We start from the raw sequence: 25,706 nt of genomic DNA, 5'->3' as shown, positions 1-25,706 counted from the left end.
GGGCAGATGTGCATCCAGTTGGTAGAAAAACACGTTTCCAGTTGGAAGGGAAGGTTGCATACGCTCGCGGGCGCGAGTACACGCCATGAAGTGTCTCCGGGCCCACTTCGACGCCGAAGAAAACCCGTTCGGGAGTCCCTACAACCTCTTTGCCGTTGACGACCGGCACCCGCGCGGCGAGTTGCGCGACCTTCGACTCCGACCCGACGGAACCGTCGTCGAGTTGTGTCTTCTCGAAGACGCGCCGCCAGATATCGAGGCACGACTCTCTGAGCATCCGGATATCGTGGACTTCGACGTTGGGGAGACCACCGACGGCGGCGTCGTGTGTCACGTTCACCTCGTTCCCTTGGACGACGTGCAGCGGTTGCTCGAACTCGTCGACGAACACGACCTGTTGCTCGACACGCCGATTCGACTCACCCGCGACGGCGTCGTCGTCAACGTCCTCGGGACGCACACACAGCTCTCGGGTGCTGTCTCGTCGCTTCCAGACTCGTTCCAAGATGCGTTCTGCGTCGAGGGACTGTCCGACTACGAACCCGTGCGAAACGGCGTGCGCGCCGAGCTAACCGCCCGCCAGCGCGAAGTCCTCGAAACGGCCGTCGAACGCGGCTACTACGACATCCCGCGGCAGGTCTCTGTCGAGGCGCTAGCCGACGAACTCGACTGTTCGCCCAGTACCGTCTCGGAACACCTCCGGAAGGTCGAATCGAACGTGCTGACCCGTCTTGGATAGCCGCTATGTGGCATCCTCCCGCGCCTTTAGGCGCGGGCCTCCCACCCGGTGTTGGCGGGCAGGTCAATCCTGAAGGTTGGGAGTCTAAGGTTTGCTGGACAGTCAGCCAGTGGCTTTGCCACGAAGCCGTTACTCGTCCCCCGTAGAGGGTTTCGAGTTACCTGATTATTTAACGACTGTCGGCGTGGTCGGCTTACCTTTTGGTTTCGGCTACGAACCGTGGCGAACACCGAGTCAACCGCCAGTTCTCCACGCACGCATCTCGAAACAGGAAATAGTGACTTAAATTGTCGGATTTATCTGGTGGCTAAACCAACCAGTATTCTCCTCGAACCTCTATAAAGGGCCGGCGGACATCGGCAGCAACCCCATTCGGACGCGCCCCGTCTCTAGAACCATGTCAGAAGCACCGCAGAAACGGAGTGAACAGCCGCCGGGTCCGTCGGGCGTTCCGGTGGTACACAACACGCTTCAGTATGCGGACGACCCGCTCGAATTCATCACGGATGTCGCCCGCGAATACGGTCCGGTCGCCGAGTACAATATCGGCGGTATCTCGTTCTATCAGCTAAGCGACCCCGAACTGGTCGAACACGTCCTCGTCCAGGAGAACCAGAAGTACATCAAGGGCGAACTCTTCCAAGAGTCGCTCGGTACGGTTCTCGGTGAGGGGCTTCTCACCAGCGAAGGCGAGTTCTGGCGGCAGCAGCGCCACCTGATGCAACCGTCGTTCCTCCCGCAAATGCTCGAACGGTACAGCAAAATAATGGTCGAGTATACAGAGCGCATGCTGTCGTCGTGGGAGGACGGCGAGACGCGGGACATCCACGAGGACATGATGAGCCTCACGGTCGAAATCGCCGCCAAGACGCTCTTCGACGTGGACATCCGCGAAGAGGAATCGGCCGTCGGCGAGGCGCTCGAAACCGTCATGGACTACTCTTCGGTCTCGATGCGTCGCCCGGTCGACGTGCCGCAGTGGGTGCCGACGCCGCTCAACCGCCGGTACAAACAGGCGCTTTCCGACCTCACCGAAGTCGTCGGTCGTATCGTCAACGACCACAGAGACGGCGACCTCGACCCCGAGTCGAACGACATCGTCTCGCTGTTGTTGACGTTCCGCGACGACGACGGCAACCCGCTTCCGGACGAGCAGATTCGCGACGAGTTGGTCACCATCCTGCTCGCCGGCCACGAGACGACGGCCCTCGCGCTTACCTACACGCTCCACCTCCTCGGCACCAACCAAGAACAGGCCGACACCCTCCGTGAGGAACTCGACAGCGTCCTCGACGGCGACAGTCCGACGTTCGCGGACCTCAACGACCTCACCTACACCGAACAGGTAATTACCGAGGGTATGCGCATCTACCCGCCTGTCTGGGAACTCGTCCGTGAGGCCGCCGAACCGGACACCGTCGACGGGTACCACATCAAACCGGGCCAGACGGTGACGACCCAACAGTGGGTCATCCACCGCGACCCCCGGTTCTACGACGACCCGCTCGAGTTCCGCCCGAGTCGGTGGACGTCCGAGTTCAAGCGCGACCTGCCGAAGTTCGCCTACTTCCCGTTCGGCGGCGGCCCCCGCCGCTGTATCGGCGACCGGTTCGCGCTCCTCGAAGCGCGCCTTGCCCTCGCCACCATCGCTCAGTCGTGGACCGTCGACCCGACCCACGAACTCGAATTCGACCCCTCGATTACTCTCCGTCCCGAGGGGTCGGTCGAGATGGTCGTGAGTCGGCGATAGTCCGGGACCGCTTCAGGTCCACTCGACTCCACCCCACGAGACCTGTCGTCTCCTCCCTTGCCCCTCTTCCGCACGAAACGTGCCGTGTCGTCTCCCCCCTGACTCTCCCCTCCACACCTACGGTCTCCCCGCGTTTTAGACGGTGAACTCCAGAAGTTTGTGCGACTGTTCCCCGCTGACTGTGCCGGGGTTGATTCCCTGTACCGGCCGTGTGCTCCAGTAGATACTCACCGTCGTCCCGTGGGCGTCGCTCCCCACCGGGTCGAGATACACCGTCTCACCGGCCCCCCACGTCTCGCCGATGCCGACCTGCGGTGGGTTATCGCCGCTGGACTCGGTGAATTGCTCTCGCTTGCTGGCGTACGAGTCGTCTGCTGCGGTGCTACTGCCGGGCGCGCTACCGATGTCGAGTTCGTCCGAACCGATAACGTAGAGGCGGTCAGTCCGGACAGAATCACCGGCGTCGAGCGTGACGGCGATGACCTCGTCACCGTCGACGAGCGTGTGAGAAACATCAATCGACGGTGCCGGTTCCGGTGCGGACGACGCCGTCCCGAACATGAATGTTGCTGTCGTTGCGGACAGAACGACGACGATTGCCACCAAGAGAATACCACCCACGACCTCGGACGCCCCCCGGTCGTCCCGTTCCAAACCTCGAAGCATGGTGTCAATTCTCCATCATACTAAAAGTATCTACCGACAGAGGGGTGAGAAAGCCGGTTCCCGACACCCACACCATCTGTTCGCCTGACGACGGAGCGGACCCCGGTGCGTTTACGACTCGGGCGTTCGACCCCACAGACAATGACAGACACCGACGCCGAGTCGAACCCCTATCTCCGCGACCCGCCGACGGAGTTCGAACCCGCCGAGGAACTCTCGCGCGAGGACGCCGAAGCGCAGGCCGAACTCCTCCGCGAAGCCATCCGCGAACACGACCACCGGTACTACGTGCAGGCCGAACCCCTCATCTCCGACGCCGCATACGACGCCCTCTTCTCCCGACTTCTCGCCCTCGAAGGCACGTTCGACCTCGATACAACCGACAGTCCGACGAGTCGCGTCGGCGGCGAACCGCTCGACCAACTCGAAACGGTCGAACACGTCGCACCTATGCTCTCTATCGACCAGAGTACCGACGCCGACGACCTGCGAGAGTTCGACCAGCGTGTCCGACGCGAAGTCGGCGACGTGGCATACGTCTGCGAACCGAAGTTCGACGGCCTCTCGGTAGAAGTCGTCTACGAGGGCGGGCGGTTCGTCCGCGCCGCAACCCGTGGGGACGGCCAGCGCGGCGACGACGTGAGCGCGCAAGTAAAGACGATTCCGACGGTTCCGCTCCACCTTCGGGGGGATTACCCCGACACGCTCGCCGTCCGGGGTGAGGTGTACATGCCGAAACCGGCGTTCAACGACCTGAATCGCCGCCGCGTCGAAGCGGGCGAGGACCCCTTCGCCAACCCCCGCAACGCCGCCGCCGGGACGATTCGCAACCTCGACCCGGGCGTCGTCGCCGACCGCCCGATGGCGGTGTTCTTCTACGATATTCTCGACGCCAGCGAGACGCCAGACTCCCAGTGGGACTCGCTCGACCACCTGCGAGACTGGGGTCTCCGCGTCGCCGACGAACTCGACCGCGTCGAGGACGTAACGGGGGCAATCGACTACCGCGACCGGATGCTGGAGGCCCGCGACGACCTCGACTACGAAATCGACGGCACCGTCATCAAGGTCGATTCACGGGCGGCACGCGAGGAATTGGGTGAAAAAAGCAGGTCGGTCCGTTGGGCCTTTGCCTACAAGTTCCCGGCCCGTCACGAGGTGACGACGGTTCGCGATATCGTCGTCCAGGTCGGTCGAACGGGACGCTTGACGCCCGTCGCGCTCCTCGACCCGGTGGACGTGGGCGGCGTGACCGTCTCGCGGGCGACGCTCCACAACCCGGACGAAATCGACTCCCTCGGTGTCGCTGTCGAGGACCGCGTTCGCGTGAAACGCGCTGGCGACGTTATCCCACAGGTGGTCGAGGTAGTCGAAGTCGACGAGCAACGCTCGTCGGCCCGCCGGACGGAGTCCGGCGAAGACGCTGGCGGGCACTACGAGTTCCCGGACGAGTGCCCCGTCTGTGGCAGTCCAGTCGACCGTGACGGCCCGTTGGCGTTCTGTTCCGGCGGCCTGTCGTGCCCCGCGCAGCGCGAGGCATCCATCAGCCACTTCGCCATCAAGGGTGCGATGGATATCGATGGCCTCGGCGAAGAGCGCGTGGCGCAACTCGTCGATTCCGAACTCGTGGAGTCGGTGGCCGACCTCTATGGCCTCACAGTCGAGGAGTTGGTCGAACTAGAGGGCTGGGGCGAGACGAGCGCCCAGAACCTCGTCGACGCCATCGACGGGTCGAAAGAGCCATCGCTCGATTCGTTCCTCGTCGGCCTGAGCATCCCCGAAGTCGGCGAAGCGACCGCCCGCGCGCTCGCCCGGGAGTTCGGGTCGATAGACGAGTTCCCCATCGGTGAGGACGTTTCCGAGTCCACATTCGATGCGTTCGAGGAGCGCCTGACGACCGTCCCCGACATCGGAGAGACGGTCGCCCATCGCGTCCGCGACTTCTTCGAGAACGAGGACAACCGCACCGTCATTCGCTCGCTTCTCGACCACGGTGTCGAGCCTGAACCCGTCGAATCCGGCGGCGACGAACTCGCCGACCTCACCCTCGTCGTGACGGGAACACTCGCGGTGAGTCGGGGCGACATCCGCGAACTCGTCGAAGCCCACGGCGGCAACGTGACCGGGTCTGTCTCCGGCAACACCAACTACCTCGTCGTCGGCGAGAACCCGGGGCAATCGAAGCGAGACGACGCCGACGAGCGCGGGGTGCCGACGCTCGACGAAAACGAGTTCGAAGCGCTGCTCGCCGAGCGAGGTATCGGGTATCCGCCAGCGTAAGCCTGCAAAAAAAGTCCGGGAGCCAAATTAACAGAACGGCAGCCGAATCAGAGGTCGGATTTCTGGAACGACCGGTAGCCGAGTACCGGCGGAATCGCAATCCACGCGAGCAGAACCACGAGGATGAACGGTCCCGAGAGGTACACCGGGATGGACTCTTTGAGGATGGGCTGGAGAATCAGCGACTCTTGGAGCCCGGCCTTGAACAGACGGGCGGCCGCGGCCGACCCGTACAGTTGCGCGATGAGCGTCTCGTAGGCCCGAAGCGGGTTCAGGTACTTGATGAACAGTCGCGTGAGGACGATTTGCTCGGCCGCCATCTGGTCGATACCGGGCACTTTGTCCGCGACCCAGTTGAACAGCCGCGGAATACCCGTCGCCACCGTCGACCAGAGGACGGCGAAGATGAAGTACAGGCCGATGGTTCCGAACAGCGCCTGTCGCGGCGTGTTCGACGACGCCGAGAGCCAGATGCCGATGGAGACGAACGCCGTCGCTAGCAGGCCGGAGAGTGCGACCTGTCCCGCGAAGGAGACGAACGCCACCTGCGCGCCGGTAAAGAGCATCGCGAAGAGGGCGATGACGAACCCGACGAGCATCGAGGCGACGACGACGAGCGTCCGGCCGACGAGCTTTCCAAACACCACGTCGCGGCGGGAGTTCGGAAGCGAAAGCAGGAGCTTCAGCGACCCAGACTCGCGTTCGTCGATGAGAGAGCCATGCGCGGTTACGAGGGCGATGAGTGCCAGCACGAACCCGAGCATCCCCGCGTAGGAGAAGCTAAACAGGCCGCCGGGCGCGGTGGTGAGTCCGAACAAGGATTCGGAGTTCGCGCCGGCACCCTTGAGCAGGACGCCGTAGAACAGCACTGTCGACCCGCCGATGAGGAGCGCGAAGAACAGCGTCAGCCCCATGAGCCACCGCGAACGGATGGCGTCGCGGAAGTCCTTTCTGGCGACTGATTCGAGCGTCATGCCGGTACCTCCTCTCGGTCCTCTTCGGTGTACGCGAGGAAGATATCCTCCAGCGACGCCGAGTCCGTCTCGAAGTCGGCGACGGTCGCCCCGTTCGACTCCACGGCGTCGATGACGCTCGTCTTGGCGTCGGACGCGCAGGCGACGACGAGTTTGTCGCCGTCGTAGTCGACCGACGAGACGCCACTGACAGCGCGGACTGCATCGAGGTCAGCGTCGCCGTCGACATCCAGTCGGAGAATGGCCTCCGAATCGAGTTTGTCGCGGAGGCTGTCGATGCTGTCTTCGGCGATGAGTTCGCCCTCGCGGAGGATGCCGACGCGGTCACAGACCGCTTCGACCTGTCCGAGGACGTGGCTGGAGAAGAACACAGTCGCGCCACGGTCGGCCTCGGCGCGGACGATGTCGCGCATCTCGCGGGCACCCGCGGGGTCGAGTCCGGACGACGGTTCGTCGAGGATGAGCAGGTCGGGACTCCCGGCCAGCGCCATCGCCAGTGCGAGACGCTGGGACATCCCTTTCGAGTACCCGCCGGCGCGGCGGTCGGCATCTTCGGGACTCAGACCGACTCTGGAGAGCAGTTCATCAGGGTCGTCGTTCGACTCTTTCGACTCGATAGCGAACTCGACGTGTTCACGACCGGTGAGACGGTCGTACACGTCGTACCCTTCGGGGAGGACGCCGGTACGGCGACGAACGGCGACACTCTCTGCCTGGGCGTCGTGTCCGAGGACGCGGACGGAGCCACTCGTCGGGCGCACGAAGTCGAGGAGCATGTTTATCGTGGTGGACTTCCCGGCCCCGTTGGGACCGAGGAATCCGAACACCTCTCCCTCCTCGACGGTGAATGAGAGGTTGTTGACGGCGGTTACGATACTGGCGTCCGAGGAAGACCGAAGTGAACCGAGCACACCACGGTCGTCTCCGAACCGTTTCGTCACGCCGTCCAGTTCGATGGCGGCCATGGGCGGGCTTGTGTCGTGCTGGAATATAGGGTTTTAGGTGCGAGAATCAACACGGATAACGAAATGCCATCGAAAACGGTGTTTCGAGGGCTGAGAAAGGATTTTTAGACATCTGACACGTTGCCGCGGAATCTACCGACTCAGACTTCGTCGTCCGGGGCGTGCGATTCGGCCATCTTGTTCGCCTCGGCGGCGTAGCGCTCTCGAAGCGCCTCATCCGTGACGGGTTCGAGGTTCTCTTTCGGCGCTTGGATGGCGGCCGTCGTAACCATCCGTCGCTGGTGCATGACCGCGGCCGCGAGTTCCTTCCGGAGTTCGTACTCGCCGTCGGTCGTCGCGTAGATGAGAACGATGAGGTCCCGGTCGTCGTAGGAACGCTCCACCAGCCACAACTGGACGCTGTCGTCGGTGTCGGCCATGCCCCGTCGTTAGGAGGGACAGCCCTTACGACTGCCGCATTAGTCCACCACCGAAGCGTACTCGGGACAGTCTGTAGTGCGTTCTCTCGTCCGACACGCTCAGGACTGCGTGCCGGTCAATTCCTCGACTTCGACGGCGAGCGAGGACAGCGCCTGCGTGCTCTCTTCGGTCGCCGTGACGATACGCTCGACGGCGTCTTCGGTCTCGACGGTCCGGTTGTGAACGTCTTCGATGGTCATCGTCAAGTCCTCGACCGCTTCGGCCTGTTCGTCGGTCGCCCGCGACACCTCGGCGACGCCGTCGGCGGCGGTGTCGATGGAATCGGCAATCTCCTCGAAGGCTTCCAGCATCTCGGTGATGCTCTCGTCGGCGTGTTCGATTCGGTCGTTGGACTCGGCCGCCGCGTGGACCGCTTCGTCGGTGCGCTCCTGAATGCCCTCGATTTGCGCGGTGATGTCTTCTGTGTGCTGTCGGGTCTCGTCGGCCAGCGACTTGACTTCCTCTGCGACGACGGCGAACCCGTCTCCGTCCTCGCCAGCGCGGGCCGCTTCGATGTTCGCGTTGAGCGCGAGCAGGTTCGTTTGCTCTGCAACCTCAGAAATGACCTCGACGACGGCTTCGATGTCGTCCATTCGCTCGCCGAGTTCGGTCACCCGGTCGACGAGTTCGTCACCCATCGTGACGACGCTCTCTGTGGCCTCGCGTGCTTCGCTGTTCGCTTTGCGACCCTCTGCGGTCGCCTCGCGCGCTTCGGCGGCGGCGCTATCGACTTCGTCGGCCGTGGCGGCCACCTCCTCCATCGTCGCGCTGAACTGCTGCATCTGCGTCGCGCCCTCGTCGAGGAGTTCTCGCTGGGCTTCGACGTTCTCGGCGATTGCGTCCGCGGCCGACGCGGCGCGAGTGACTGCGGCAGTCGCCGTGTCCGTCTCTGCTTCGACGTTCGTTGCAAGCGTCGAGAGCTTTCGAGCCGTCTCGTTGACGGAATCGACGACGACGAGGAGTTGCTCGTCGATGAGGTCCTCGCGCTCGATGGTCGCGCGGGCATCGAGGTTCCCCGCCGTCAACTGTGACAGCGTCGCCTCGACTTCGTCGACGAGCGCGGCGACCTCGCGGTGGCGCTCGACTTCGCTCGTCCGATTCCGGACGGTCTGGAGGACGCCCACGAGGGTACCGTCCTCGTAGAGCGGCATCGCAGTGTGCCGCGCGTGGCAGTCCTCGCCGCTCGCGGCGGTAAACGTTTCCTCGTGCGCATAGAGCATCCGCGCCGAGTCGGCGAGTTCGATGTCGTCTGTCTCGTCCGCTGATTCGGGTCGGTCGAGAACCGCCCCGGCGAGGACGGAGCGGCCCGGGTCGCCGTAGAACAGTTCGCCGAGGTCTGTTCGACCGAGCGCCGCGTCGGCCGACGTTCCCGTGAGTGATTCGACGCCGGAGTTCCACGCGGCGACGCGACCCTGTTCGTCGAGAACGAACGCGGGGAGTCCAACACCGTCGAGGAGGACATCGTCGTCGACGTTCAAATCCGGCGTTGTCGTCGTAGCCGCCGTTCCACCATCTGTCAACGGCGTCTGACGACCAAACCAGGAGCGGAGACGTTTGAAGATTCCCACTGGCATTGTAACTGTGTTCCTGACCACCACACGAGTAAGTTTCGCGACAATTATCATTAGTGATAACAAACGAACAACAATGGAGTCTGTTGAATAGCGGAAGCCAGTATCAACCACGAGACGACGACGGGGCGGAAACGTGGGCCTCGCTTTCGCGACGAGAGAGACACCTCGAACGGCAGGGTGAGATGCCAACGCGTCAGCCTCAAGCCATTCGCGGGGTAACTCCCGACGATGGACGCAGGCGCGGTCAGAAAGCGGGCGCAGGCGCTACCGACTGACCCCGGCGTCTACCAGTTCGTCGCCGGTGAGACGGTGCTGTACGTCGGCAAAGCGGTCGATATCCGTTCGCGCGTCAGGTCCTACGCCGACCCGCGCTCGGAGCGAATCGCTCGGATGGTCGACCGGGCAGAGACCATCGATTTCGCCGTCACAGACACCGAGACGCAGGCGCTCCTCCTCGAAGCTAATCTCATCAAGCGTCACCACCCGCGGTACAACGTCCGTCTGAAAGACGACAAATCGTACCCGCTCGTCCAGTTGACGGACCACCCCGTCCCGCGAATCGAGGTGACGCGCGACCCTGAAGACTCGGCGACCGTCTTCGGCCCGTTCACCGATAAAGGACGCGTCGAGACGGTCGTGAAGGCGCTCCGCGAGACGTACGGTCTCCGTGGGTGTTCGGACCACAAGTACGAAAACCGGTCGCGGCCGTGTCTCGACTACGAGATGGGCCTCTGTACGGCCCCGTGTACCGGAGAGATTTCTCACGACGCCTACCGCGAGGACGTGGCGTCGGCGATTCGGTTCTTCCAGGGCGAGACAGGCGTCCTCGCCGACCCACTTCGACGCGAGATGGAGACCGCCGCACAGGACGAAGCGTTCGAACGCGCCGCAAACCTCCGGGACCGCCTCGACGTGGTAGAGTCGTTCCACGGCGGCGGCGAAGAGGCCGTCACCTCGCAGTCTGACGAGCGCGCCGTCGACATCCTCGGCGTCTCCCTGCGCGGTGACAAGGCGACTGTCGCGCGTCTCCACTCCGAACGCGGCCAGTTGGTCGACCGGACGCGACACCACCTCGACGCCCCCGAAGGCGAGGACCGAACTGCGGCCGTCCTCTCGGCGTTCCTCGCGCAGTTCTACGCCGAACGCGAACTGCCCGACGCGGTCGTCCTCTCGGAACATCCCGACGACCGAGATGTGGTGAACTGGCTCGAATCCGAAGGCGTCGGCGTTCGGGTTCCCGGCGCAGGCCGCGAGGCGAAACTGGTCGAACTCGCGCTGAAGAACGCTCGTCGCCGGGCGGGCCGTGACGACGGACTCGCAACGCTCGCCCGTGAGTTGAATCTCGACGTACGCCGCGTCTCCCGAATCGAGGGCTTCGACGTGAGCCACGCGCAGGGGAAAGCCGTCGTCGGCAGCGACGTGTGCTTCGTGGACGGAAGTGCCGAAACTGCCGATTACCGCAGGCGGCGACTTCCCGAGCGCAACGACGACTACGCGAACATGCACGAGTTGATTCGCTGGCGGGCGACCCGCGCGCTGGAGGGGCGCGACGACCGACCCGACCCCGACTTACTCCTCATCGACGGCGGAAAGGGGCAATTGAACGCCGCGCTCGATGCACTCGAAACGACAGGATGGGATGTGCCAGCGGTCGGTATCGCAAAGGACCGCGAGTTGGTCATCACGCCCGGGCGAACCTTCGATTGGCCGGACGACGCGCCGCACCTGCACGTCCTCCAGCGCGTCCGCGACGAGGCACACCGCTTCGCGGTTCAGTATCACCAGACTCTCCGCGACGAGGTGAAGACCGTTCTCGACGACGTGCCCGGAATCGGGCCGAAGACGCGGCGGGCGCTCCTCACCAGATTCGGGAGCGTCGAGGGAGTCCGCGAGGCGTCGAGAGACGACCTGCTGGATATTCCCGGCGTCGGCGAGAAGACTGCCGAAGAGCTGCGGCGGCGGCTCTGAGAGGGCCGCTCCGAAAGCTAAAGCAGTGCACTGAGTGCTGAAGCGGTGAGTTGAGCAACCGAGAGTGAGACCGTCAGAGAGACAGGTGTGTCAGCGTGAAGCGGTGGGTCGGCCAGTGCGGCCAAAAAGTCAGTGTTGGACCGGGGAGAGTCCGGGTTACGCGAGCCTATAGACCGAGTTACGCGATTTTGTTGTACTGGTCGCGGAGCTTCTCGGCGGCGTCGTCCATGAGGTCGGCCTCGTAGTCGTCGAGGTCCCATTCGACGACCTCTTCGATACCGTTCGAGCCGAGTTTGACGGGGACGCCGAAGGCGGTGTCCTCGTAGCCGTACTCGCCGTCGAGAACGAGCGAACCGGGGAGCACTTCGCCGGTGTCGTGCAGGACGGCCTCGACCATGTGGGCGACGCCAGTCGCCGGACCCCACTGGGTCGCGCCCTTGCGCTCGATAACGTCCATGGCGGACTCCTTGAGGTCGCCGAGAATCTCGTCTTTCTCGTCCTCGTCGAACTCGGGGTCCGTCCCGTTGACGCGGAGCTTCGAGAAGACGGGAACCTGCGCGTCGCCGTGCTCGCCGAGGATGGTCGCTTCGACGTTCTTGACCGGCGCGTCGAAGCGCTGGCTCAGCACGTAGCGGAAGCGCGCGGAGTCGAGGCGACCGCCGAAGCCGATGACTTTGTGCCGGTCGCGGTCGCCCGTCTCGTAGAGGTGCCGGTTGAGCAGGTCGACCGGGTTGGATGTCGTGATGGACACGAAGTCATCGTTGTACTCCGCGAGAGAGGAGCCGATGTCATCCATGATGGGAGCGTTGTCGCCCGCGAGGTCGATACGGGTCTGGCCCGGCTGTCGCGGAATCCCCGCCGTGATGACGACCACGTCGGAGCCAGCGGTGTCCTCGTAGCCACCCTGTTTCACGACCGTGTTGGAGTCGTACGCAATGCCGTGGTTAGTGTCCGCTGCCTGTCCGACCGTCTTGTCCTCCATCTTCGGGATGTCCACGAACACCAGTTCGTCACAGACATCACGAAGCGCGAGGTTGTACCCAGCCGCAGCGCCGACCGTGCCGGCCGCGCCAATCACGCTAACTTTCGTCATACCACATTAACCAGGCCGTGGATTCCGAGTAAACGTTTCGGAACGAACACCGAAGCGCCGTCTGTCGATTATATATTCGACGATTGTCGAATATAAATAGACGAGTGGTCAGTCGGTCGGTGCCAGTGTGGTGGCACCGTCCGGTCTCTCCAACGCCGTGGGGTTTTTCGACGTACGCGGCGTCCGATTGGACATGAGCGACTTCGACAAGGAGGCAGAACGCCAGCGGCTTCGGGAGAAGTACGAGCAGGACACTGCGAAGCGTCGCTCGACACAGCGGATGAGCGAGCTGCTGCTCAAGGGCGCGACGATGACGAACCGGCACTGCGACCAGTGTGGTGACCCGATATTCCGGTACAACGGTTCGGAGTTCTGCCCCACCTGTCAGACCGAGGGGCAAGCCAGCGCTTCGGCAGGCGGCGAAGGCGACACAGATGCGACGGTAGAATCATCGGACGCTGCCGAGACGGCGGCAACGGAAGCTACAGAATCAGACGTAGACACGCCGGAGGCTGTCGATGCACCCGCTGCAGCTGCCAACACGGCTGAATCGGCCGCTGCAGAAGCACCCACGTCCGAATCGGCCGCCACGAACGCAAATACAGATTCGGCGGCAGCCGCTCCAGTGCAAGACGACAGGGCAAACTCGACGGCCGATACGACACCGGAGCGTGCTGTCGGGGCGGGGTCAGGTGCGCGTCGCACGCCGCAGAAGCAGCCTGAATCCGCATCTCACGACGTGGCCGGTGACATCGCGAGTGCGCGAGCGTCACTGGTTCGAACACTCACGTGGGCCGCAAACGAGGCGGAGTCCACGAGCGACCCACGTCGCGCCGCTGAGTACCTGTCGGCCGCACGCGAGGCCGCAGCAGCCATCGACGCACTCGACCGCTAACCGCCACGCTACGTCCGCTGTTGCACCGGAACACGTCTCTCAGAAGTCAGCAACCACCGTGAGGACTTACGGACTCGCACACTAACTGATAGGTATGGAGATTCTCGTTCCCATCGACGGTACCGACGCGAGCAAACGCGCCCTCGACTTCGCCATCCGCATGGCCGACGGGATGAGTGCGACGCTCCACGTCGTCCACTTCACGAACAAGGAAACTGATGCGACGGATGCGATTCTCGACGATGCGCGGAGCAGACTGAAAGACGCAGGGTACCCCGCAGAATCCGAACTCACGACCATCATGGTCGATATCTGGACGGCTGACCGCGTCGGAAAAGAGATTCTCCAACTCGTTGAGGACCGCGGCTTCGACCACGTCGTGATGGGTCACCACGAAGTCGGGACCGTCGAACGTGCTATCTTCGGCAGTGCGGCCGAAACGCTCCTGCGGTCCGAAGGCGTTCCGATGACGGTCGTTCCCTGACAAGCGAGTCGGCGCGGCAGCACACGAAGCGATTCAGGCGGTCCGCGTAGACGGCAAGAACGAGGTGAAGCTACGGAAACATCGTGAGGCTACGGAAACAGTGTGAGGCTACGCAACCCGAGCAGACTGTCCGTCGACGGTTGAGGACACGAAATCCGGGTCCGACAGGCGGTAGTGTTCGGAACCGGTGTACAGATTTCGTTCTTCTTCCCGTGGCTCTCCGGCGCAGAAGATGTCGCGGTCGTCCACCTGCACGGTTTCGTGCTGGGGTTCGCCGTAGAACGCGCGCTGCCCGGCCGGGCGGTCGTTGGTCAGGGAAGAGTAACTCATGTTCGAGTAGTAATTTCGTCGCTGACCACATAATGTTTTCTGCGTTACAATAATCGTGAATGTCTCATTCTAGCCGGCTACGGCGGCTATTCTCTGGGACACGCAAACGCGAATCGAGGACCAAACGGAAACGCGAGTGTGCCTAGCGGTACTCCGACCCGACGACTTCGCGGATTCGTTCGGCAGTCACGGCACCGACGCCGGGCACCTCTTTCAGGTCGTCCTCGTTGGCCGTCATCACCGCTTCGACGCTTCCCAGCGCTTCGAGCAGGTTTCGGGCGGTGACGGGTCCGATGTCAGCGATTGCCGAGACGACGTACTCCTGTTGTTCGTCGAGCGTCTTCGCGCTCTTGCCGCCGTGGACGCTCACGGTGCGCTCTCTGTCGGTTTGCTCGCGCGTTGCGATGGTTGCGAGCATCTCCGCGGTGTCGTCTTCGCTCTCGGTGAAGAGGACGCTCACACCGAAGTCAACGGCGACAGACGAGAGCGCGCCCCGAATCGCACCGGGGTGGATGTTTCGCTCTTCGTAGAGGCCGCGACCCTCGACGATGAGAAGCGGGCGAGCGTAGTGCCGCGTGAGGTCCGCAATCTGGTCGAACAGCGAGCGGTCGCCACCAGTGAGCGTGTCGAGGAAGTCAGCCACGCTCTTTCGCTCGACTGCCACGCGGTCCGAAAGGACGTAGTCGCCGACAGCAAGCGTCTCCAGTCGAGTCGTCAGGTCGTCGCGCTTCGAGAGCGTCCGCGCGATGTCGGAGTCGAGTTCGCGCTGGTCGACGACGATTTCCACGCCGTCGTCGCTGCCAGCCTTGGCGATGGTTCCGGTGTCGTCGCGTTCGTCCTCGCTGCTGTCGTCCGATTCGGCGGCCGCATTCGAAGTGTCGCTCTCGTCACCCTCGCCGGGTTCAGCCCGCGCCAACTCCTCGTCGGTCGGCCCGAAGTCGGTGAGTCCGGACTGGCCGTCTGTTGCCTCGGCGGCCGCGACTGCCTCGGGTCCGCCGTCATCGGTCGAACTCGCATCAGTGACCCCTTCGTTTCCGGTGGACGTTCCTGAATGTTCGGCAGCGTTCCCATCACGCTCGGCGGCCTCGCCACCGTTCCCGGCGAACGCTGAGAGGTCACGCTGGGAGTGGTCGAGTTCAGCCTCGATGTCCGCGGCCGCGCCTTTGAGCGAGCGCAGTTCCTTTTCCATCGTCTTCTCTCGGCGACGCGAAATCCAGAAGTACGCCTCGTCGCGTGTGTCCTCGGCCAGCAGGACGACGACGCGCCCGTCGGCCTGCCGCCCGGTCCGGCCCTTCCGCTGGATAGACCGAATTGCCGTGGGGACGGGTTCGAAAAAGAGGACGAGGTCCACTTCGGGTACGTCCAGTCCCTCCTCAGCGACGGACGTCGAGACGAGGACTTCGAACTCGCCGCTTCGGAACTTGTCGAGGGCTTCCTGCTGTTCTTTCTGGGACATCCCGTCGGACCCCTCGCGGTCGCCCTGTCCGACGAACCGACGGACTGAGAAGCTCTGCGAGAGGAACTCGGTGAGTGCCTCGGCCGTGTCGCGCGACTCGGTGAAGACGATGACGCGCTCACCGTCGCGGATGCCGAGTGTCTCCGCGAGCAGGATGCGCGTCTTCCTGAACTTCGGATGGAGTCCGTCGAACGACTCGGCTTTCCGCATCGCCTCGCGCACCTTCGGTTCGGCGACGAGGCGCTGGCTGGCCTTGGACGCGCCCGACGAGCGGGCGGCGTTTCGCTGGCGTTCGAAGTACCGGCGAACCGACTCGACGGACTGCGTTTCGACGAGTTCGACCGCCCGGCGGAGTTTCATCACCTCCGCGTGCGTGGACATGCCCTTGTACCCCTCCGACTTGTCGGCGTTCATGAGTCGCTGGAGTTCTGCGCGCATCCGGTTGAGGTCCTTCTGCGAGATGTCGGGTCTAGTCGAGCGCGCGACGCCCAACTGCTTGAGTTTCTCCAACCGGTCGGTGATGACCTCGTTGAGCGCGTCGCGTATCTCGAGAATCTCGTCCGGGAGGTCAATGCGCTCCCACTCGACGTCCGTGTCGTGAGTGTAGTCGGCAACGTCGGCGTCCTCCTCGGTCATCACCTCGACGTGGACGATACCGAGGTTCTCACAGACTTCGAGGATGGCCTCCTCGTCGCCGCCGGGCGACGCGCTCATCCCCGTGACAAGCGGGTTTTCGGCGTCCGCGTGGTACCGCTCGGCGATGTAGACGTACGCATAGTCGCCGCTCGCGCGGTGACATTCGTCGAAGGTGAGGTGTGTCACGTTGCACAACGAGATGCGATTCCCGATGAGGTCGTTTTCGACGACCTGCGGCGTCGCGATAACGATTTGTGCGTCCTCCCAGAGTTCCGCCCGGTCGTCGGGGCGAACGTCGCCAGTGAAGACGACGATGTCCTCGTCGGGGATGTCGAGCGCTTCGCGGTAGAAGTCCGCGTGCTGCTGGACGAGTGGTTTCGTCGGCGCGAGGAACAACGACTTCCCGCCAGTCTCGTGTAACCGCTGCGCGGTGACGAGGAGGCTGACCGTGGTCTTTCCGAGACCAGTGGGAAGACAGACGAGCGTGTGGTCGTCGCGCGCGGCACCCGCGAGTCGAATCTGGTAGAGCCGTCGCTCGATAAACGACGGGACGAGCAACGGGTGGTCGACGTACGCGACATCCTCGGAGGACGGCATCGGTGGCGATTACGCGCCCTCGCCGATAAGCGTTCGCAGAGCACGGTGAAAGTAAAGAGAATGGTCGACTGTTGTTCCGACGGCGCGCGAGTGTCGTGTGCCGTCAACGAGTTCGAAAACGCGAGCACCGCGTACTGCGAGCGGGGTCAAAGACGCGACTACCGCGTGCCGTCAGCAGGTTCGAAGTCGTGTTCGTCTGCACGTGGGTCCGGGAGCGACGCACCCACGAGCGCCGCCCACTCTGCGACCTTGTTGTTGTTCGATTCGGACATAGCACTTCCCCTAGGAGGATATAATCTCAATTATCGTATATAACGATTGTGCCGGTGTAGGCGGGTCAACGGCCGGTCTTTCGACTCGAAATCGCACCACGTAGTCGTGAATCGTGTCACTGTTTCGGGACTCACAGAGGTCCAAATTCGAACCGTGATGGAAGGAAAACGCTTCGTGTGCCGACTGTCAGCGTGTTCTACCGACGACTGTCAGCGAGTTCTACCCGAAACGGAGGGGTTCAGCGGTCGTAAGAGAGTCTTGTAGGTGGTCACGGCGACGCCTCGTCGTCAGTCGTCCCGTTCGCCGGGACCCCACGAGTCCGGGACTTCGATGACGTACCGGCCGTCCTCGCGGAGCGAGATGATGTACTCGTCCCGGTCGTACAGTTCCATGAGGTTGAGTTCGTACTGGCCGGGGTTGACAATCTTGATACTCTCGAACTGGTCGTTGAGTTCTTCGCGCAGTTGGTCGAGGTTCGGACGCTCGTCGGTCGATGGCTCGATGACTGTTCCATCCGTGTCGCTCGGAGTATCGGCCGGTCCATCGATGGGTGGGTCGTCTGGACCATCGACCGGGGCGTCGGCGGGGGTATCGGCCGCCGGTGGTTGAGTCTGTGAACGTTCCGCCTCTGGCCGCTGTGAACGTTCCGCCTCTGGCCGCTGTGAACGTTCCACCTCTGGCCGCTGCGAGCGTTCCACCTCTGGCCGCTGCGAGCGTTCTGCCTCGGGTTGCTTGCGCTGCGGGTGGTCGACTTTCTCTCGCCGAGATTCGTCAACCGCCGCAAGCTCTTCTGGGGAGACGACATCGCTCCGGGCGCTCCGCTGGGAGTTGTCTTCTTCGTCGTCGGTTCGCGCGCGAATCCCGCGGTTCGGCCGGTCGGTCCGTCGGGCGGGCGAGCGGTCGTTCGGGTCGGGGCCAGTCGACGAGACGGCGTCCGGTCTGTTCTCGCGTGCGGACGCCGGTTCGGGTTCGTTTCCGGATTGCGACGGCCACTCGCCCCATCCGCGCTCCGGTTTGTCGTCCGTCGCCGGACGCCGCGGGTCCGCACGGTCACTCGTTCTCGTCTGGGGAGGCTGTCGCTCGGGTTCGGGGGCCGAGTCGCGCGTCGATTGCGTCTGCGAACTAACCCAGTCTTGGACTGTCGTCTCTTCGTCCTCTGTGTTCGGTCGTGCGTCGTTCTGGGCCGCCCGGCGGCGAACCGCGTCGGCCGCAGACGATGTCAAGTCCTGCGTTCCGGCGCTGCCGGGAGAGCCAGTGTTGTCACTCCCGTCGGCACTGCCAGCATCGCTGGCCGTACTCGCGGGTTGGAACTGGAACTTGTTACCGCCGCAGCTCGGGCACCCCGAAAGCATCTCTTTGGAGCCGTCGGGGAACACCTTACCGCACGTCGTGCATTGGTGTGGCATGGTAGATGATAGCGCCGGGTGGCGCGGTGCGTGTCTCGCGTTCGCTCCCTATTTCCGCGAGACGAGTGCGCTGATGAGGTTCTCGTCTTTGTGGAGCGTTTGAATCTGATTTGCTGGACCGATGACCGTAAGCTTCTGCGTCGATTGCCGACCCATGAGTCGGTCGAGGAAGCTCTGGTCTGCGGCCTGCGAGCGCGGATACGTCTCTATCTCGATGCCATTGAACTCGTCGGGGCTGATTTCGGCCATCGTCACCTCAATGAGCTTCGACTCTTCGTCCGGCGAGAGTCCCTCTTCGAGGATGACGATGTTCCCTTCGCGGACGCCGTCGAGGATGAGCCGTATCTTTTCCATGCTGGTAAGGCTCTCCATCCGGCTTCCGCTGAAGAGGTCTATCTGGACCCCGCCAGAACCGTTTTCGGATGTCGTTGCTTCAGGCATGGTGAATCACGCGAAGTACTCCGCGATTTTGGCGTACACTTCGTCCATGTTCTCGCCTTCGAGCGCCGAGAGTTCGACCGTCTCGTGTTGCGGGTACGCGTTCGCGATGCGCTCGACGTTCGAGTCTTCGAGGTCGATTTTGTTCGCGAAGATGAGAACCGGCAGGTCCTGGCTCTCGATGATGCCGATAAGCATCGTGTTGACCTGCGAAATCGGGTCCTTCGTACTGTCGAGAACGTAGACGACGCCGTCGACGTCTTCGCGCAGCCAGTGCATGGCCTCGGCGACCCCCTCTGTCGCCTCGCGAGACCGACGCACGGCGTCTTCTTTTTCCATGTCGTGGTCGAGGAACTCCTTGTAATCGACCTTCGTCGTGACACCCGGAGTGTCGACGATGTCGATAGTGACCTTCTTGCCGTTTCGCTCGATCTCGACGTTTTCCTTCCGTCGAGCGCGGCGGGTCTCGTGAGGGATGTGGCTCTCGGGACCGATTGCGTCACCGGTCCAATCACGTGCGATACGATTTGCGAGAGTCGTCTTCCCGGCGTTAGGCGGGCCATAGATACCGATTCTCTTTGGCTCGCTCTCGGAGAAGAGCCGGTCGACGACTCGTGAGATGCTGTCTCTGAGATCTGTGAGCAGTCCCATCCTGGGCCTCCCGCACCTCCCGAACACGTCGTGGAGGGCGTATGGAGGTATCACCCAACCGGACTCACTTAAGCACTACGTCAGACACTAGTCATGTTTTAGACAAGAACTATGAAAGAATTCTGTACTGTCACGTCAGGAGAACCACGCAGAGCGAGAGACGAAGGGATTAATGGACGCGACAGAGCAACGGGAATATTTGGGTCAAACCGAGGCTTCGTCGGTCGATAATGGGATATTATAATTTCTACTTTGGACGTGCGAGCGCACACGAAGCGAAGGGGTACGTGGGAATGGATGTGCAACCAATTAGCACGAAAGTTGGACGAGAGTGAATGTACACACCGATGTAAAAACAGCAATCGAGTATCGGAAAGTGTTCAATGTTACATCCACACAGTTGACGACTCTCAGCTCGGCTTACGTATCAGGACTCTCGGCTCGGCTTACGTATCAGGACTCTCAGCTCGGCTTACGTATCAGGTACACCCATCTCTACGACTTACGTCTCACGACGTACGTCCGTCTCACTACCCTACGATTTCGACTCGAATAACCACGCTTCCGACTCGAACCCCATAACTTCGACTCGAATGACCACCGAATCTGGCTCGAATAACCGCAACCCCGACTCGAACGACCAGAGCGGTCAGGCAGGAACTCGGAAGTGCTCAGGTAAGCGTCTCGCGTGAGTTTGGGGTGCCTACTCGTGGTGTGGGGGCTGTGGACACGAAACAATCGGGGGTGAACACCCCCACCCCTTCGTTTCAGGTGGAACGGTCCGAAGGGGTGTGGGGGTGTCGACCGCTAGACGGCGGTCGGATGTTAATTCTAGATGGAGAAGCAACAATAATAACTACTTTTCCTCTACTACGGGTTTGGTAGAACAACATCCTATATAAATCCACCCGCTTTCAATATCCCGCGAGACCCCCTCCCCACTGTTTCTCGTCTCCACCCGAAACAAAGGGGTGTGGGGCATCGACAACCCAGGGGTTTCCCGTCGAACTGGAAAAACAGACTTAATTCCACGTCTTCCGCCACGCTCACATCTTCGGTAGAACTACTCTCGACACTACTCTCGGCAAAATACTGATTTCCTAGTTTCCACTCGAAATGGAGGGGTCCGCACCCCCGATTTTTCGTGTCGGGTGGCCTCTCCCCAGGTCGCTTACGGGAAATTGTGTCCCGGGACACGACAGAAGTGAGGCGGTTCGGGAGGAGTATCGACACCGAGCCTAGGCTGACCGCCGACAACAACCTTGGGAACTACCCGTGGTATCGTATCCGGCAATCGTGTCTGACAGTCGTATCCGGCAGTTGCGTCTGGTGGTCGTATCCCGCAGTCGTGCCCAACAGTCGCTTCCGGCAGTCGTCCCCGATAGTCGCGTCTAGTGGTCGTATCCGGCAATCGAGTCCAGCAATCGTGCCGACAGTTGTGTCTAGTAATTTTCTTTTGCACCACTCGAACCCCGCCACCCCCGGTTTCGGGTCGACTGACGGTCGCTCGACGCTCATTCAGGTGTGTTTGCAGTAAAATAGAACAGGACAACCGCTGGAGTCCTTCGTGGAGTCGTTCGCTGTCGGTGGATTGGACATTCTTCCAGTAGTGACCGTCTTCTGCAGCTTCCGCGATTCGAACTGAAGCCGTGCCGGTCTGTCGAATTTCGGCGTATTAAGCCGTGACGGGTAAGAGAAGTAAGACTTTTGTAGCAACTGTTCGTTTGGTTCCTTTGCATCATCTGGAATCGCCACGTTCGGCTATCGGCGTCTGTGCCGGAATTCTCCGGCCTACGTCGTGGTGCGCGCCGGTGTTGGCGATTCTTCCACCCGAAACAGAGGGGTAATACACGATGGACGAGGATGACACATCACGAGGCGACAACCGTCGCGATGGCGCGGCCAGTGACGGGGACGCGGAGTCGGCTGAGCTCTCTGCTGAGGATATCGACATTCAGGCGAGTATCGGCCCCGATACCGACGTTCCGGAGGAGACCGACCTCGACCAGCACAAAGACCCCGACGTTGGTCTCGACAAGGTCGTATTGAACGACGACGACGAGTCGAAGGGGCTGTTCGACGACTTGCTCGCTGGCGAACCCATCTTCGAGAACAAGGAGGTTCTCCGTCCGTCGTACACGCCACACGAACTTCCTCACCGGACCGACCAAATCAACCAGATGGCGACGATTCTCGTCTCTGCGCTGCGCGGCGAGACGCCGTCGAACATTCTCATCTACGGGAAGACCGGGACCGGAAAGACCGCGAGTGCGAAGTTCGTGAGTCAGGAACTCGAATCCACGTCGCAGAAGTACGACGTCCCCTGCGAAGTCGAGTATATCAACTGCGAGGTGACGGACACCCAGTATCGCGTCCTCGCGCAACTCGCGAACAAGTTCATCGAGAAGAACGTCGAACGAATCGAGGCCGAACTCGACCGCCTCGACGAGATGCGAACGCGGGCGACCGAGGACCCGAACGCCCTCGCCGAGACGCCCTACAATTCCATCGCGGAGATAGACGAACGCGCGGACGAACTGTCGGAGGACGCCGACGAGATGGAGACGGTCCCGATGACAGGATGGCCGACCGACCGCGTCTATACGACCTTCTTCGACGCCGTCGACTACAAAGAACGAGTCGTCGTCATCATGCTGGACGAAATCGACAAACTCGTCGAGAAATCCGGCGACGACACGCTCTACAATCTCTCGCGGATGAATTCCGAACTCGCCAATTCTCGCATTTCCATCATGGGTATCTCGAACGACCTGAAGTTCACTGATTTCCTCGACCCGCGGGTTAAGTCGAGTCTCGGCGAGGAGGAAATCGTCTTCCCGCCGTACGACGCCAACCAACTCCGAGATATCCTTCAGCATCGCGCCGACGTGGCATTCAAGAGTGGGGCGCTGACTGACGATGTCATCCCGCTGTGTGCTGCGTTCGCCGCGCAGGAACACGGTGACGCTCGCCGGGCACTCGACTTACTTCGAACCGCTGGCGAACTCGCCGAGCGGGGACAGGCAGACACCGTCGAGGAAGCACACGTCCGGCAAGCACAGGACAAAATCGAACTCGACCGCGTCGTCGAAGTCGTCCGGACGCTGCCGACTCAGTCGAAAATCGTCCTCTTTGCCATCATCCTCCTCGAAAAGAACGGCGTCCGCAACATCAACACCGGTGAGGTGTTCAATATCTACAAGCGCCTCTGCGAGGAAATCGACGCCGATATCCTCACCCAACGCCGCGTCACCGACCTCATCTCGGAACTCGACATGCTCGGCATCGTCAACGCTGTCGTCGTCTCGAAGGGTCGGTACGGCCGGACGAAGGAAATCAGCCTCTCGGTCCCAATCGACGAGACGGAAGCGGTCTTGCTGACGGACTCTCGTCTCGGCGACATCGAGAGCGCACAACCGTTCGTGCAGGCGCGGTTCGATAACTAGTCTGCGCAGTCTGATTCTGTTCTTAGCAGCGTTTTCGAGGTCTGTTCTTAGCAGCGTTTTCGAGGTCTGTTCTTAGCAGCGTTTTCGAGGTCTGTTCTTAGCAGCGTTTTCGAGGTCTGTTCTTAGCAGCGTTTTCGAGGAGCGACCGCGGGGTTCTCAGGCAGCGACCGCCGGTGCAACCGCGGGTCCGAGCGACGCTGACGAAACTGGAACTGACGCGACAGGGGACGAAACAGAGACCGGCGTCACAGGAGTCGCAGTCGCCATTGCGTTCGCAAGGGTCAGCCGAACCCAGCCGAGGAAGGGGATACGGATGCGGGCGACGCCCTGTACCCACGACGGTCGAACCGGGTCGCTGATGCCGCTGACCTGGTCGTATCGGGGGTTGTTGTCACCTTTGGTGATGAACCCGTCGTAGGGGGCCGGGCAGTGTGCGAGTTCCTGACAGTTGTCGGCTACCATGTATTCCGGATTCGCTCTGTCGTACCAGTTTTCGCCCTCTTCGACCCAGAACATCGCGCGGTGGATAATCGGCGGACCGGTGGAGCTTGGACGGTGGTAGACGATAACACTACCAGTTCCGCCGAACGACCGATAGCCGACTTCAGAACCCGTTTCGGCGGTGACGACAGCGGTTCCGTCGACTGCCGAATCAGGGACGTAGCGGTCGGGTCCCGTGATGAAAATGAGGTCGCCTTTCTGCATGTGAGGTTCCATACTCCCACTCTCGACGGCGACCATCGGGGGCCACACCCCGCTGATTGTGAACAGGAGGAGTCCGATGATGAGGACGGCAGCGACGCTCGAAAGGGCCTCACGGAGGAACAAAAGCGGCCCGTCGTCGGCCGTCCAAAATCGAGTCAAGAGCCCCTCGTCGGAGTCGTGTGTGGACTCGCGGGGGGACGGGGGACCATCGTCAGCACTCATCACCCGTCGTTTAGTCGGACCGGATTTCAACGTTCTGGGTTTCGGCACCCTTTTTGCTCCGCTTCGCCCACCACGTCGTGTGCCTTTGGAGACGCCGGCGCGCATCGTCCGGGCACTGGTGAGTCGCGGCTACAACGCCGAACGCGAGGCCGTGACACTCATCGCAAGTGCAGACGACCCGGGCGTCACGCTCGCTCGCGTCGTCGAATCGACGCCGGACGACGCGCTCCGCATCACTGCCGACCACGTCCGCGAGGTGCTCGCGTCTGCACCCGCAACCGACCCGCCGGGGACAGAATCTGAGAGTGGTACCACCAGCGACGACCCCCCTGTTTCCGCTGCAACATCGACAGACAACAAGGAACCTGTTGGAAAACCGACTCCACCTGAAGCGAAGGGGTCGGGTCGCGGACGAAGCCGAGATACGTCGCGTCGCTCGCTCGAAATCGCCAACGACATGACCGGGCAGTCGACCGGGACCGGCGAGTACGACGACTTCGTGAAGGTGTTCCGCGACCGCTACGAGAAACTCTCGAAGATGCTCCGCGGGCGGGTCAACCACCGGCCTGCGAAGGCGATTTCGAACATGTCCGGCGGTCAGGACGCCGAACTCATCGGCCTCGTCGACGACGTTCGCTCGACCAAGAGCGGGCACTGGATTATCGACCTCGAAGACACGACGGGAACGTTCCCGTGTCTCGTGATGAAGGACAAGGACATCGCGTCGTACGTGGACGAACTCCTCCTCGACGAGTGTATCGCCGTGTCGGGGACGCTCTCGGGTGATGCGGGTATTCTGTTCGTCGACGACATGTACTTCCCCGACGTGCCGCGCAACCACCGGACTAACACCGCCGACCGGCACGTGCAGGCCGCGCTCATCTCCGACGTGCACGTCGGCAGTCAGGAGTTTATGGCCGACGCGTGGCACAGTTTCGCCGACTGGTTACACACCGAGGAGGCCGAACACATCGAATATCTGCTCATCGCCGGTGACATGGTCGAGGGGGTCGGCGTCTACCCGAACCAGGACGAGGAACTCGACGTAATCGACATCTACGACCAGTACGATGCGTTCTCGGAGTACCTCAAGGAGGTTCCCGGCGACCTCGATATCGTGATGATTCCGGGTAACCACGACGCGGTTCGACTCGCAGAACCGCAACCCGGATTCGACGACGAACTCCGCGACATCATGTCCGCACACGACCCGATGATTACGAGCAACCCTTCGATGGTCACGCTCGAAGGCGTCAACATCCTCATGTACCACGGCGTCTCGCTGGACGAGGTCATCGCCGAACTGCCGTCGGACAAAGCGAGTTACGACGAACCGCACAAGGCGATGTACCAACTCCTGAAAAAGCGCCACGTCGCTCCACAGTTCGGTGGTCACACGCGACTCGCGCCCGAGGAACTCGACTACCTCGTCATGGAGCAGGTTCCGGACATCTTCCACACCGGTCACGTCCACAAACTCGGGTGGGGTAAGTACCACAACGTCCTCGCGGTCAACTCCGGGTGTTGGCAGGCCCAGACCGACTTCCAGAAATCCGTCAACATCGACCCCGACTCCGGGTACGCCCCCATCGTCGACCTCGACACGCTCGATATGACGGTGCGGAAGTTCTCCTGAGCGCCGCGTTTCGTTTTCTCCGTCCTATCGGTTGTGTGCCCACCGCAACCAGACCGCCGTCGC

Annotated in this window: 20 protein-coding genes; 8 read left to right on the top strand and 12 right to left on the bottom strand. The window is 62.2% G+C overall.

Features of this window, described 5'->3' with window-relative positions:
- Nucleotides 1-85 precede the first annotated feature (85 nt).
- Both ACH9L7_RS13255 and ACH9L7_RS13250 read left to right on the top strand, forming a co-directional pair.
- Complete coding sequence (locus ACH9L7_RS13255) at nucleotides 86-739, top strand: helix-turn-helix domain-containing protein (RefSeq protein WP_396611171.1); 654 nt, start codon at nucleotides 86-88, stop codon at nucleotides 737-739.
- A gap of 397 nt (nucleotides 740-1,136) precedes the next feature.
- Entirely contained in the window at nucleotides 1,137-2,489 is a 1,353-nt protein-coding gene (locus ACH9L7_RS13250) for a cytochrome P450 (RefSeq protein WP_396611170.1), read from the top strand.
- Between the two features lie 135 nt (nucleotides 2,490-2,624).
- Here the strand turns inward: ACH9L7_RS13250 and ACH9L7_RS13245 are convergent, their stop codons facing one another.
- A complete protein-coding gene (locus ACH9L7_RS13245) occupies nucleotides 2,625-3,155 on the bottom strand; it encodes a type IV pilin N-terminal domain-containing protein (RefSeq protein ID WP_396611169.1) in 531 nt (176 codons plus the stop codon).
- Nucleotides 3,156-3,296: 141 nt separating this feature from the next.
- On the opposite strand from ACH9L7_RS13245, the gene ligA reads away from it, so the two are divergent.
- On the top strand, nucleotides 3,297-5,435 hold the full coding sequence (ligA, locus tag ACH9L7_RS13240) for an NAD-dependent DNA ligase LigA (RefSeq protein WP_396611168.1): 2,139 nt from the start codon (nucleotides 3,297-3,299) through the stop codon (nucleotides 5,433-5,435).
- 47 nt (nucleotides 5,436-5,482) lie between these two features.
- On the opposite strand, the gene ACH9L7_RS13235 is transcribed toward ligA, so the two are convergent.
- The 4 genes from ACH9L7_RS13235 to ACH9L7_RS13220 all read right to left on the bottom strand — a co-directional run bounded on the left by ACH9L7_RS13235 (nucleotide 5,483) and on the right by ACH9L7_RS13220 (nucleotide 9,407).
- Nucleotides 5,483-6,409 (bottom strand): ABC transporter permease subunit, encoded by a 927-nt coding sequence (locus ACH9L7_RS13235; protein WP_396611167.1) that lies wholly within the window; start codon nucleotides 6,407-6,409, stop codon nucleotides 5,483-5,485.
- A complete protein-coding gene (locus ACH9L7_RS13230) occupies nucleotides 6,406-7,374 on the bottom strand; it encodes an ATP-binding cassette domain-containing protein (RefSeq protein WP_396611166.1) in 969 nt (322 codons plus the stop codon). The genes ACH9L7_RS13235 and ACH9L7_RS13230 overlap by 4 nt, the downstream gene beginning before the upstream one ends.
- A gap of 140 nt (nucleotides 7,375-7,514) precedes the next feature.
- On the bottom strand, nucleotides 7,515-7,793 hold the full coding sequence (locus ACH9L7_RS13225) for a hypothetical protein (RefSeq protein WP_396611165.1): 279 nt from the start codon (nucleotides 7,791-7,793) through the stop codon (nucleotides 7,515-7,517).
- Nucleotides 7,794-7,892: 99 nt separating this feature from the next.
- Nucleotides 7,893-9,407 (bottom strand): methyl-accepting chemotaxis protein, encoded by a 1,515-nt coding sequence (locus ACH9L7_RS13220; protein WP_396611164.1) that lies wholly within the window; start codon nucleotides 9,405-9,407, stop codon nucleotides 7,893-7,895.
- 228 nt (nucleotides 9,408-9,635) lie between these two features.
- Here ACH9L7_RS13220 and ACH9L7_RS13215 point away from each other — a divergent pair, with 228 nt between their 5' ends.
- Complete coding sequence (locus ACH9L7_RS13215) at nucleotides 9,636-11,375, top strand: excinuclease ABC subunit C (RefSeq protein WP_396611163.1); 1,740 nt, start codon at nucleotides 9,636-9,638, stop codon at nucleotides 11,373-11,375.
- Between the two features lie 178 nt (nucleotides 11,376-11,553).
- Here ACH9L7_RS13215 and mdh read toward each other — a convergent pair whose 3' ends face one another.
- Nucleotides 11,554-12,468, bottom strand: a complete 915-nt coding sequence (mdh, locus tag ACH9L7_RS13210) for a malate dehydrogenase (protein ID WP_396611162.1) — start codon at nucleotides 12,466-12,468, stop codon at nucleotides 11,554-11,556.
- 193 nt (nucleotides 12,469-12,661) lie between these two features.
- On the opposite strand from mdh, the gene ACH9L7_RS13205 reads away from it, so the two are divergent.
- Nucleotides 12,662-13,363, top strand: a complete 702-nt coding sequence (locus tag ACH9L7_RS13205; protein ID WP_396611161.1) for an Sjogren's syndrome/scleroderma autoantigen 1 family protein — start codon at nucleotides 12,662-12,664, stop codon at nucleotides 13,361-13,363.
- A 94-nt stretch (nucleotides 13,364-13,457) separates the two neighbouring features.
- On the top strand, nucleotides 13,458-13,847 hold the full coding sequence (locus tag ACH9L7_RS13200) for a universal stress protein (RefSeq protein ID WP_396611160.1): 390 nt from the start codon (nucleotides 13,458-13,460) through the stop codon (nucleotides 13,845-13,847).
- Between the two features lie 108 nt (nucleotides 13,848-13,955).
- On the opposite strand, the gene ACH9L7_RS13195 is transcribed toward ACH9L7_RS13200, so the two are convergent.
- The 5 genes from ACH9L7_RS13195 to ACH9L7_RS13175 all read right to left on the bottom strand — a co-directional run bounded on the left by ACH9L7_RS13195 (nucleotide 13,956) and on the right by ACH9L7_RS13175 (nucleotide 19,634).
- Nucleotides 13,956-14,177: a hypothetical protein gene (locus ACH9L7_RS13195; protein ID WP_396611159.1), complete on the bottom strand. Its 222-nt coding sequence runs from the start codon at nucleotides 14,175-14,177 to the stop codon at nucleotides 13,956-13,958.
- Between the two features lie 142 nt (nucleotides 14,178-14,319).
- Nucleotides 14,320-16,866: a DEAD/DEAH box helicase gene (locus tag ACH9L7_RS13190; RefSeq protein WP_396611158.1), complete on the bottom strand. Its 2,547-nt coding sequence runs from the start codon at nucleotides 16,864-16,866 to the stop codon at nucleotides 14,320-14,322.
- A gap of 560 nt (nucleotides 16,867-17,426) precedes the next feature.
- The gene (locus ACH9L7_RS13185; protein WP_396611157.1) at nucleotides 17,427-18,545 is read right to left on the bottom strand and encodes a Zn-ribbon containing protein; all 1,119 of its coding nucleotides are present in this window, start codon (nucleotides 18,543-18,545) and stop codon (nucleotides 17,427-17,429) included.
- Between the two features lie 48 nt (nucleotides 18,546-18,593).
- A complete protein-coding gene (locus tag ACH9L7_RS13180) occupies nucleotides 18,594-18,986 on the bottom strand; it encodes a DUF2073 domain-containing protein (protein WP_396611156.1) in 393 nt (130 codons plus the stop codon).
- A 6-nt stretch (nucleotides 18,987-18,992) separates the two neighbouring features.
- Complete coding sequence (locus ACH9L7_RS13175) at nucleotides 18,993-19,634, bottom strand: Era-like GTP-binding protein (protein WP_396611155.1); 642 nt, start codon at nucleotides 19,632-19,634, stop codon at nucleotides 18,993-18,995.
- A gap of 1,853 nt (nucleotides 19,635-21,487) precedes the next feature.
- Here ACH9L7_RS13175 and ACH9L7_RS13170 point away from each other — a divergent pair.
- Complete coding sequence (locus ACH9L7_RS13170; protein WP_396611154.1) at nucleotides 21,488-23,080, top strand: Cdc6/Cdc18 family protein; 1,593 nt, start codon at nucleotides 21,488-21,490, stop codon at nucleotides 23,078-23,080.
- Between the two features lie 156 nt (nucleotides 23,081-23,236).
- Here the strand turns inward: ACH9L7_RS13170 and ACH9L7_RS13165 are convergent, their stop codons facing one another.
- Nucleotides 23,237-24,007, bottom strand: coding sequence for a S26 family signal peptidase (locus ACH9L7_RS13165; protein WP_396611153.1), 771 nt, complete (start codon nucleotides 24,005-24,007; stop codon nucleotides 23,237-23,239).
- Nucleotides 24,008-24,086: 79 nt separating this feature from the next.
- Between ACH9L7_RS13165 and ACH9L7_RS13160 the strand changes: the two genes are divergently transcribed.
- Nucleotides 24,087-25,643 (top strand): DNA-directed DNA polymerase II small subunit, encoded by a 1,557-nt coding sequence (locus ACH9L7_RS13160; RefSeq protein WP_396611152.1) that lies wholly within the window; start codon nucleotides 24,087-24,089, stop codon nucleotides 25,641-25,643.
- Nucleotides 25,644-25,706 lie beyond the last annotated feature (63 nt).

This window comes from Haloferax sp. S1W, assembly GCF_044593955.1.
Taxonomy (GTDB): Archaea; Halobacteriota; Halobacteria; order Halobacteriales; family Haloferacaceae; genus Haloferax.
Note: the sequence above shows the minus strand (reverse complement) of the source record. Positions and strands in the feature narration are given on the sequence as shown.

What these genes read in the sequence shown, in the direction of transcription:
- ACH9L7_RS13245 (WP_396611169.1), bottom strand. Translation starts at nt 3,155, where the DNA reads ATGCTTCGAGGTTTGGAACGGGACGACCGGGGGGCGTCCGAGGTCGTG.
- ACH9L7_RS13215 (WP_396611163.1), top strand. Translation starts at nt 9,636, where the DNA reads ATGGACGCAGGCGCGGTCAGAAAGCGGGCGCAGGCGCTACCGACTGAC.
- ACH9L7_RS13190 (WP_396611158.1), bottom strand. Translation starts at nt 16,866, where the DNA reads ATGCCGTCCTCCGAGGATGTCGCGTACGTCGACCACCCGTTGCTCGTC.
- ACH9L7_RS13225 (WP_396611165.1), bottom strand. Translation starts at nt 7,793, where the DNA reads ATGGCCGACACCGACGACAGCGTCCAGTTGTGGCTGGTGGAGCGTTCC.
- ACH9L7_RS13200 (WP_396611160.1), top strand. Translation starts at nt 13,458, where the DNA reads ATGGAGATTCTCGTTCCCATCGACGGTACCGACGCGAGCAAACGCGCC.
- ACH9L7_RS13220 (WP_396611164.1), bottom strand. Translation starts at nt 9,407, where the DNA reads ATGCCAGTGGGAATCTTCAAACGTCTCCGCTCCTGGTTTGGTCGTCAG.
- ACH9L7_RS13205 (WP_396611161.1), top strand. Translation starts at nt 12,662, where the DNA reads ATGAGCGACTTCGACAAGGAGGCAGAACGCCAGCGGCTTCGGGAGAAG.
- ACH9L7_RS13235 (WP_396611167.1), bottom strand. Translation starts at nt 6,409, where the DNA reads ATGACGCTCGAATCAGTCGCCAGAAAGGACTTCCGCGACGCCATCCGT.
- ACH9L7_RS13195 (WP_396611159.1), bottom strand. Translation starts at nt 14,177, where the DNA reads ATGAGTTACTCTTCCCTGACCAACGACCGCCCGGCCGGGCAGCGCGCG.
- ligA (WP_396611168.1), top strand. Translation starts at nt 3,297, where the DNA reads ATGACAGACACCGACGCCGAGTCGAACCCCTATCTCCGCGACCCGCCG.
- ACH9L7_RS13250 (WP_396611170.1), top strand. Translation starts at nt 1,137, where the DNA reads ATGTCAGAAGCACCGCAGAAACGGAGTGAACAGCCGCCGGGTCCGTCG.
- ACH9L7_RS13170 (WP_396611154.1), top strand. Translation starts at nt 21,488, where the DNA reads ATGGACGAGGATGACACATCACGAGGCGACAACCGTCGCGATGGCGCG.
- ACH9L7_RS13175 (WP_396611155.1), bottom strand. Translation starts at nt 19,634, where the DNA reads ATGGGACTGCTCACAGATCTCAGAGACAGCATCTCACGAGTCGTCGAC.
- ACH9L7_RS13165 (WP_396611153.1), bottom strand. Translation starts at nt 24,007, where the DNA reads ATGAGTGCTGACGATGGTCCCCCGTCCCCCCGCGAGTCCACACACGAC.
- ACH9L7_RS13255 (WP_396611171.1), top strand. Translation starts at nt 86, where the DNA reads ATGAAGTGTCTCCGGGCCCACTTCGACGCCGAAGAAAACCCGTTCGGG.
- mdh (WP_396611162.1), bottom strand. Translation starts at nt 12,468, where the DNA reads ATGACGAAAGTTAGCGTGATTGGCGCGGCCGGCACGGTCGGCGCTGCG.
- ACH9L7_RS13180 (WP_396611156.1), bottom strand. Translation starts at nt 18,986, where the DNA reads ATGCCTGAAGCAACGACATCCGAAAACGGTTCTGGCGGGGTCCAGATA.
- ACH9L7_RS13185 (WP_396611157.1), bottom strand. Translation starts at nt 18,545, where the DNA reads ATGCCACACCAATGCACGACGTGCGGTAAGGTGTTCCCCGACGGCTCC.
- ACH9L7_RS13230 (WP_396611166.1), bottom strand. Translation starts at nt 7,374, where the DNA reads ATGGCCGCCATCGAACTGGACGGCGTGACGAAACGGTTCGGAGACGAC.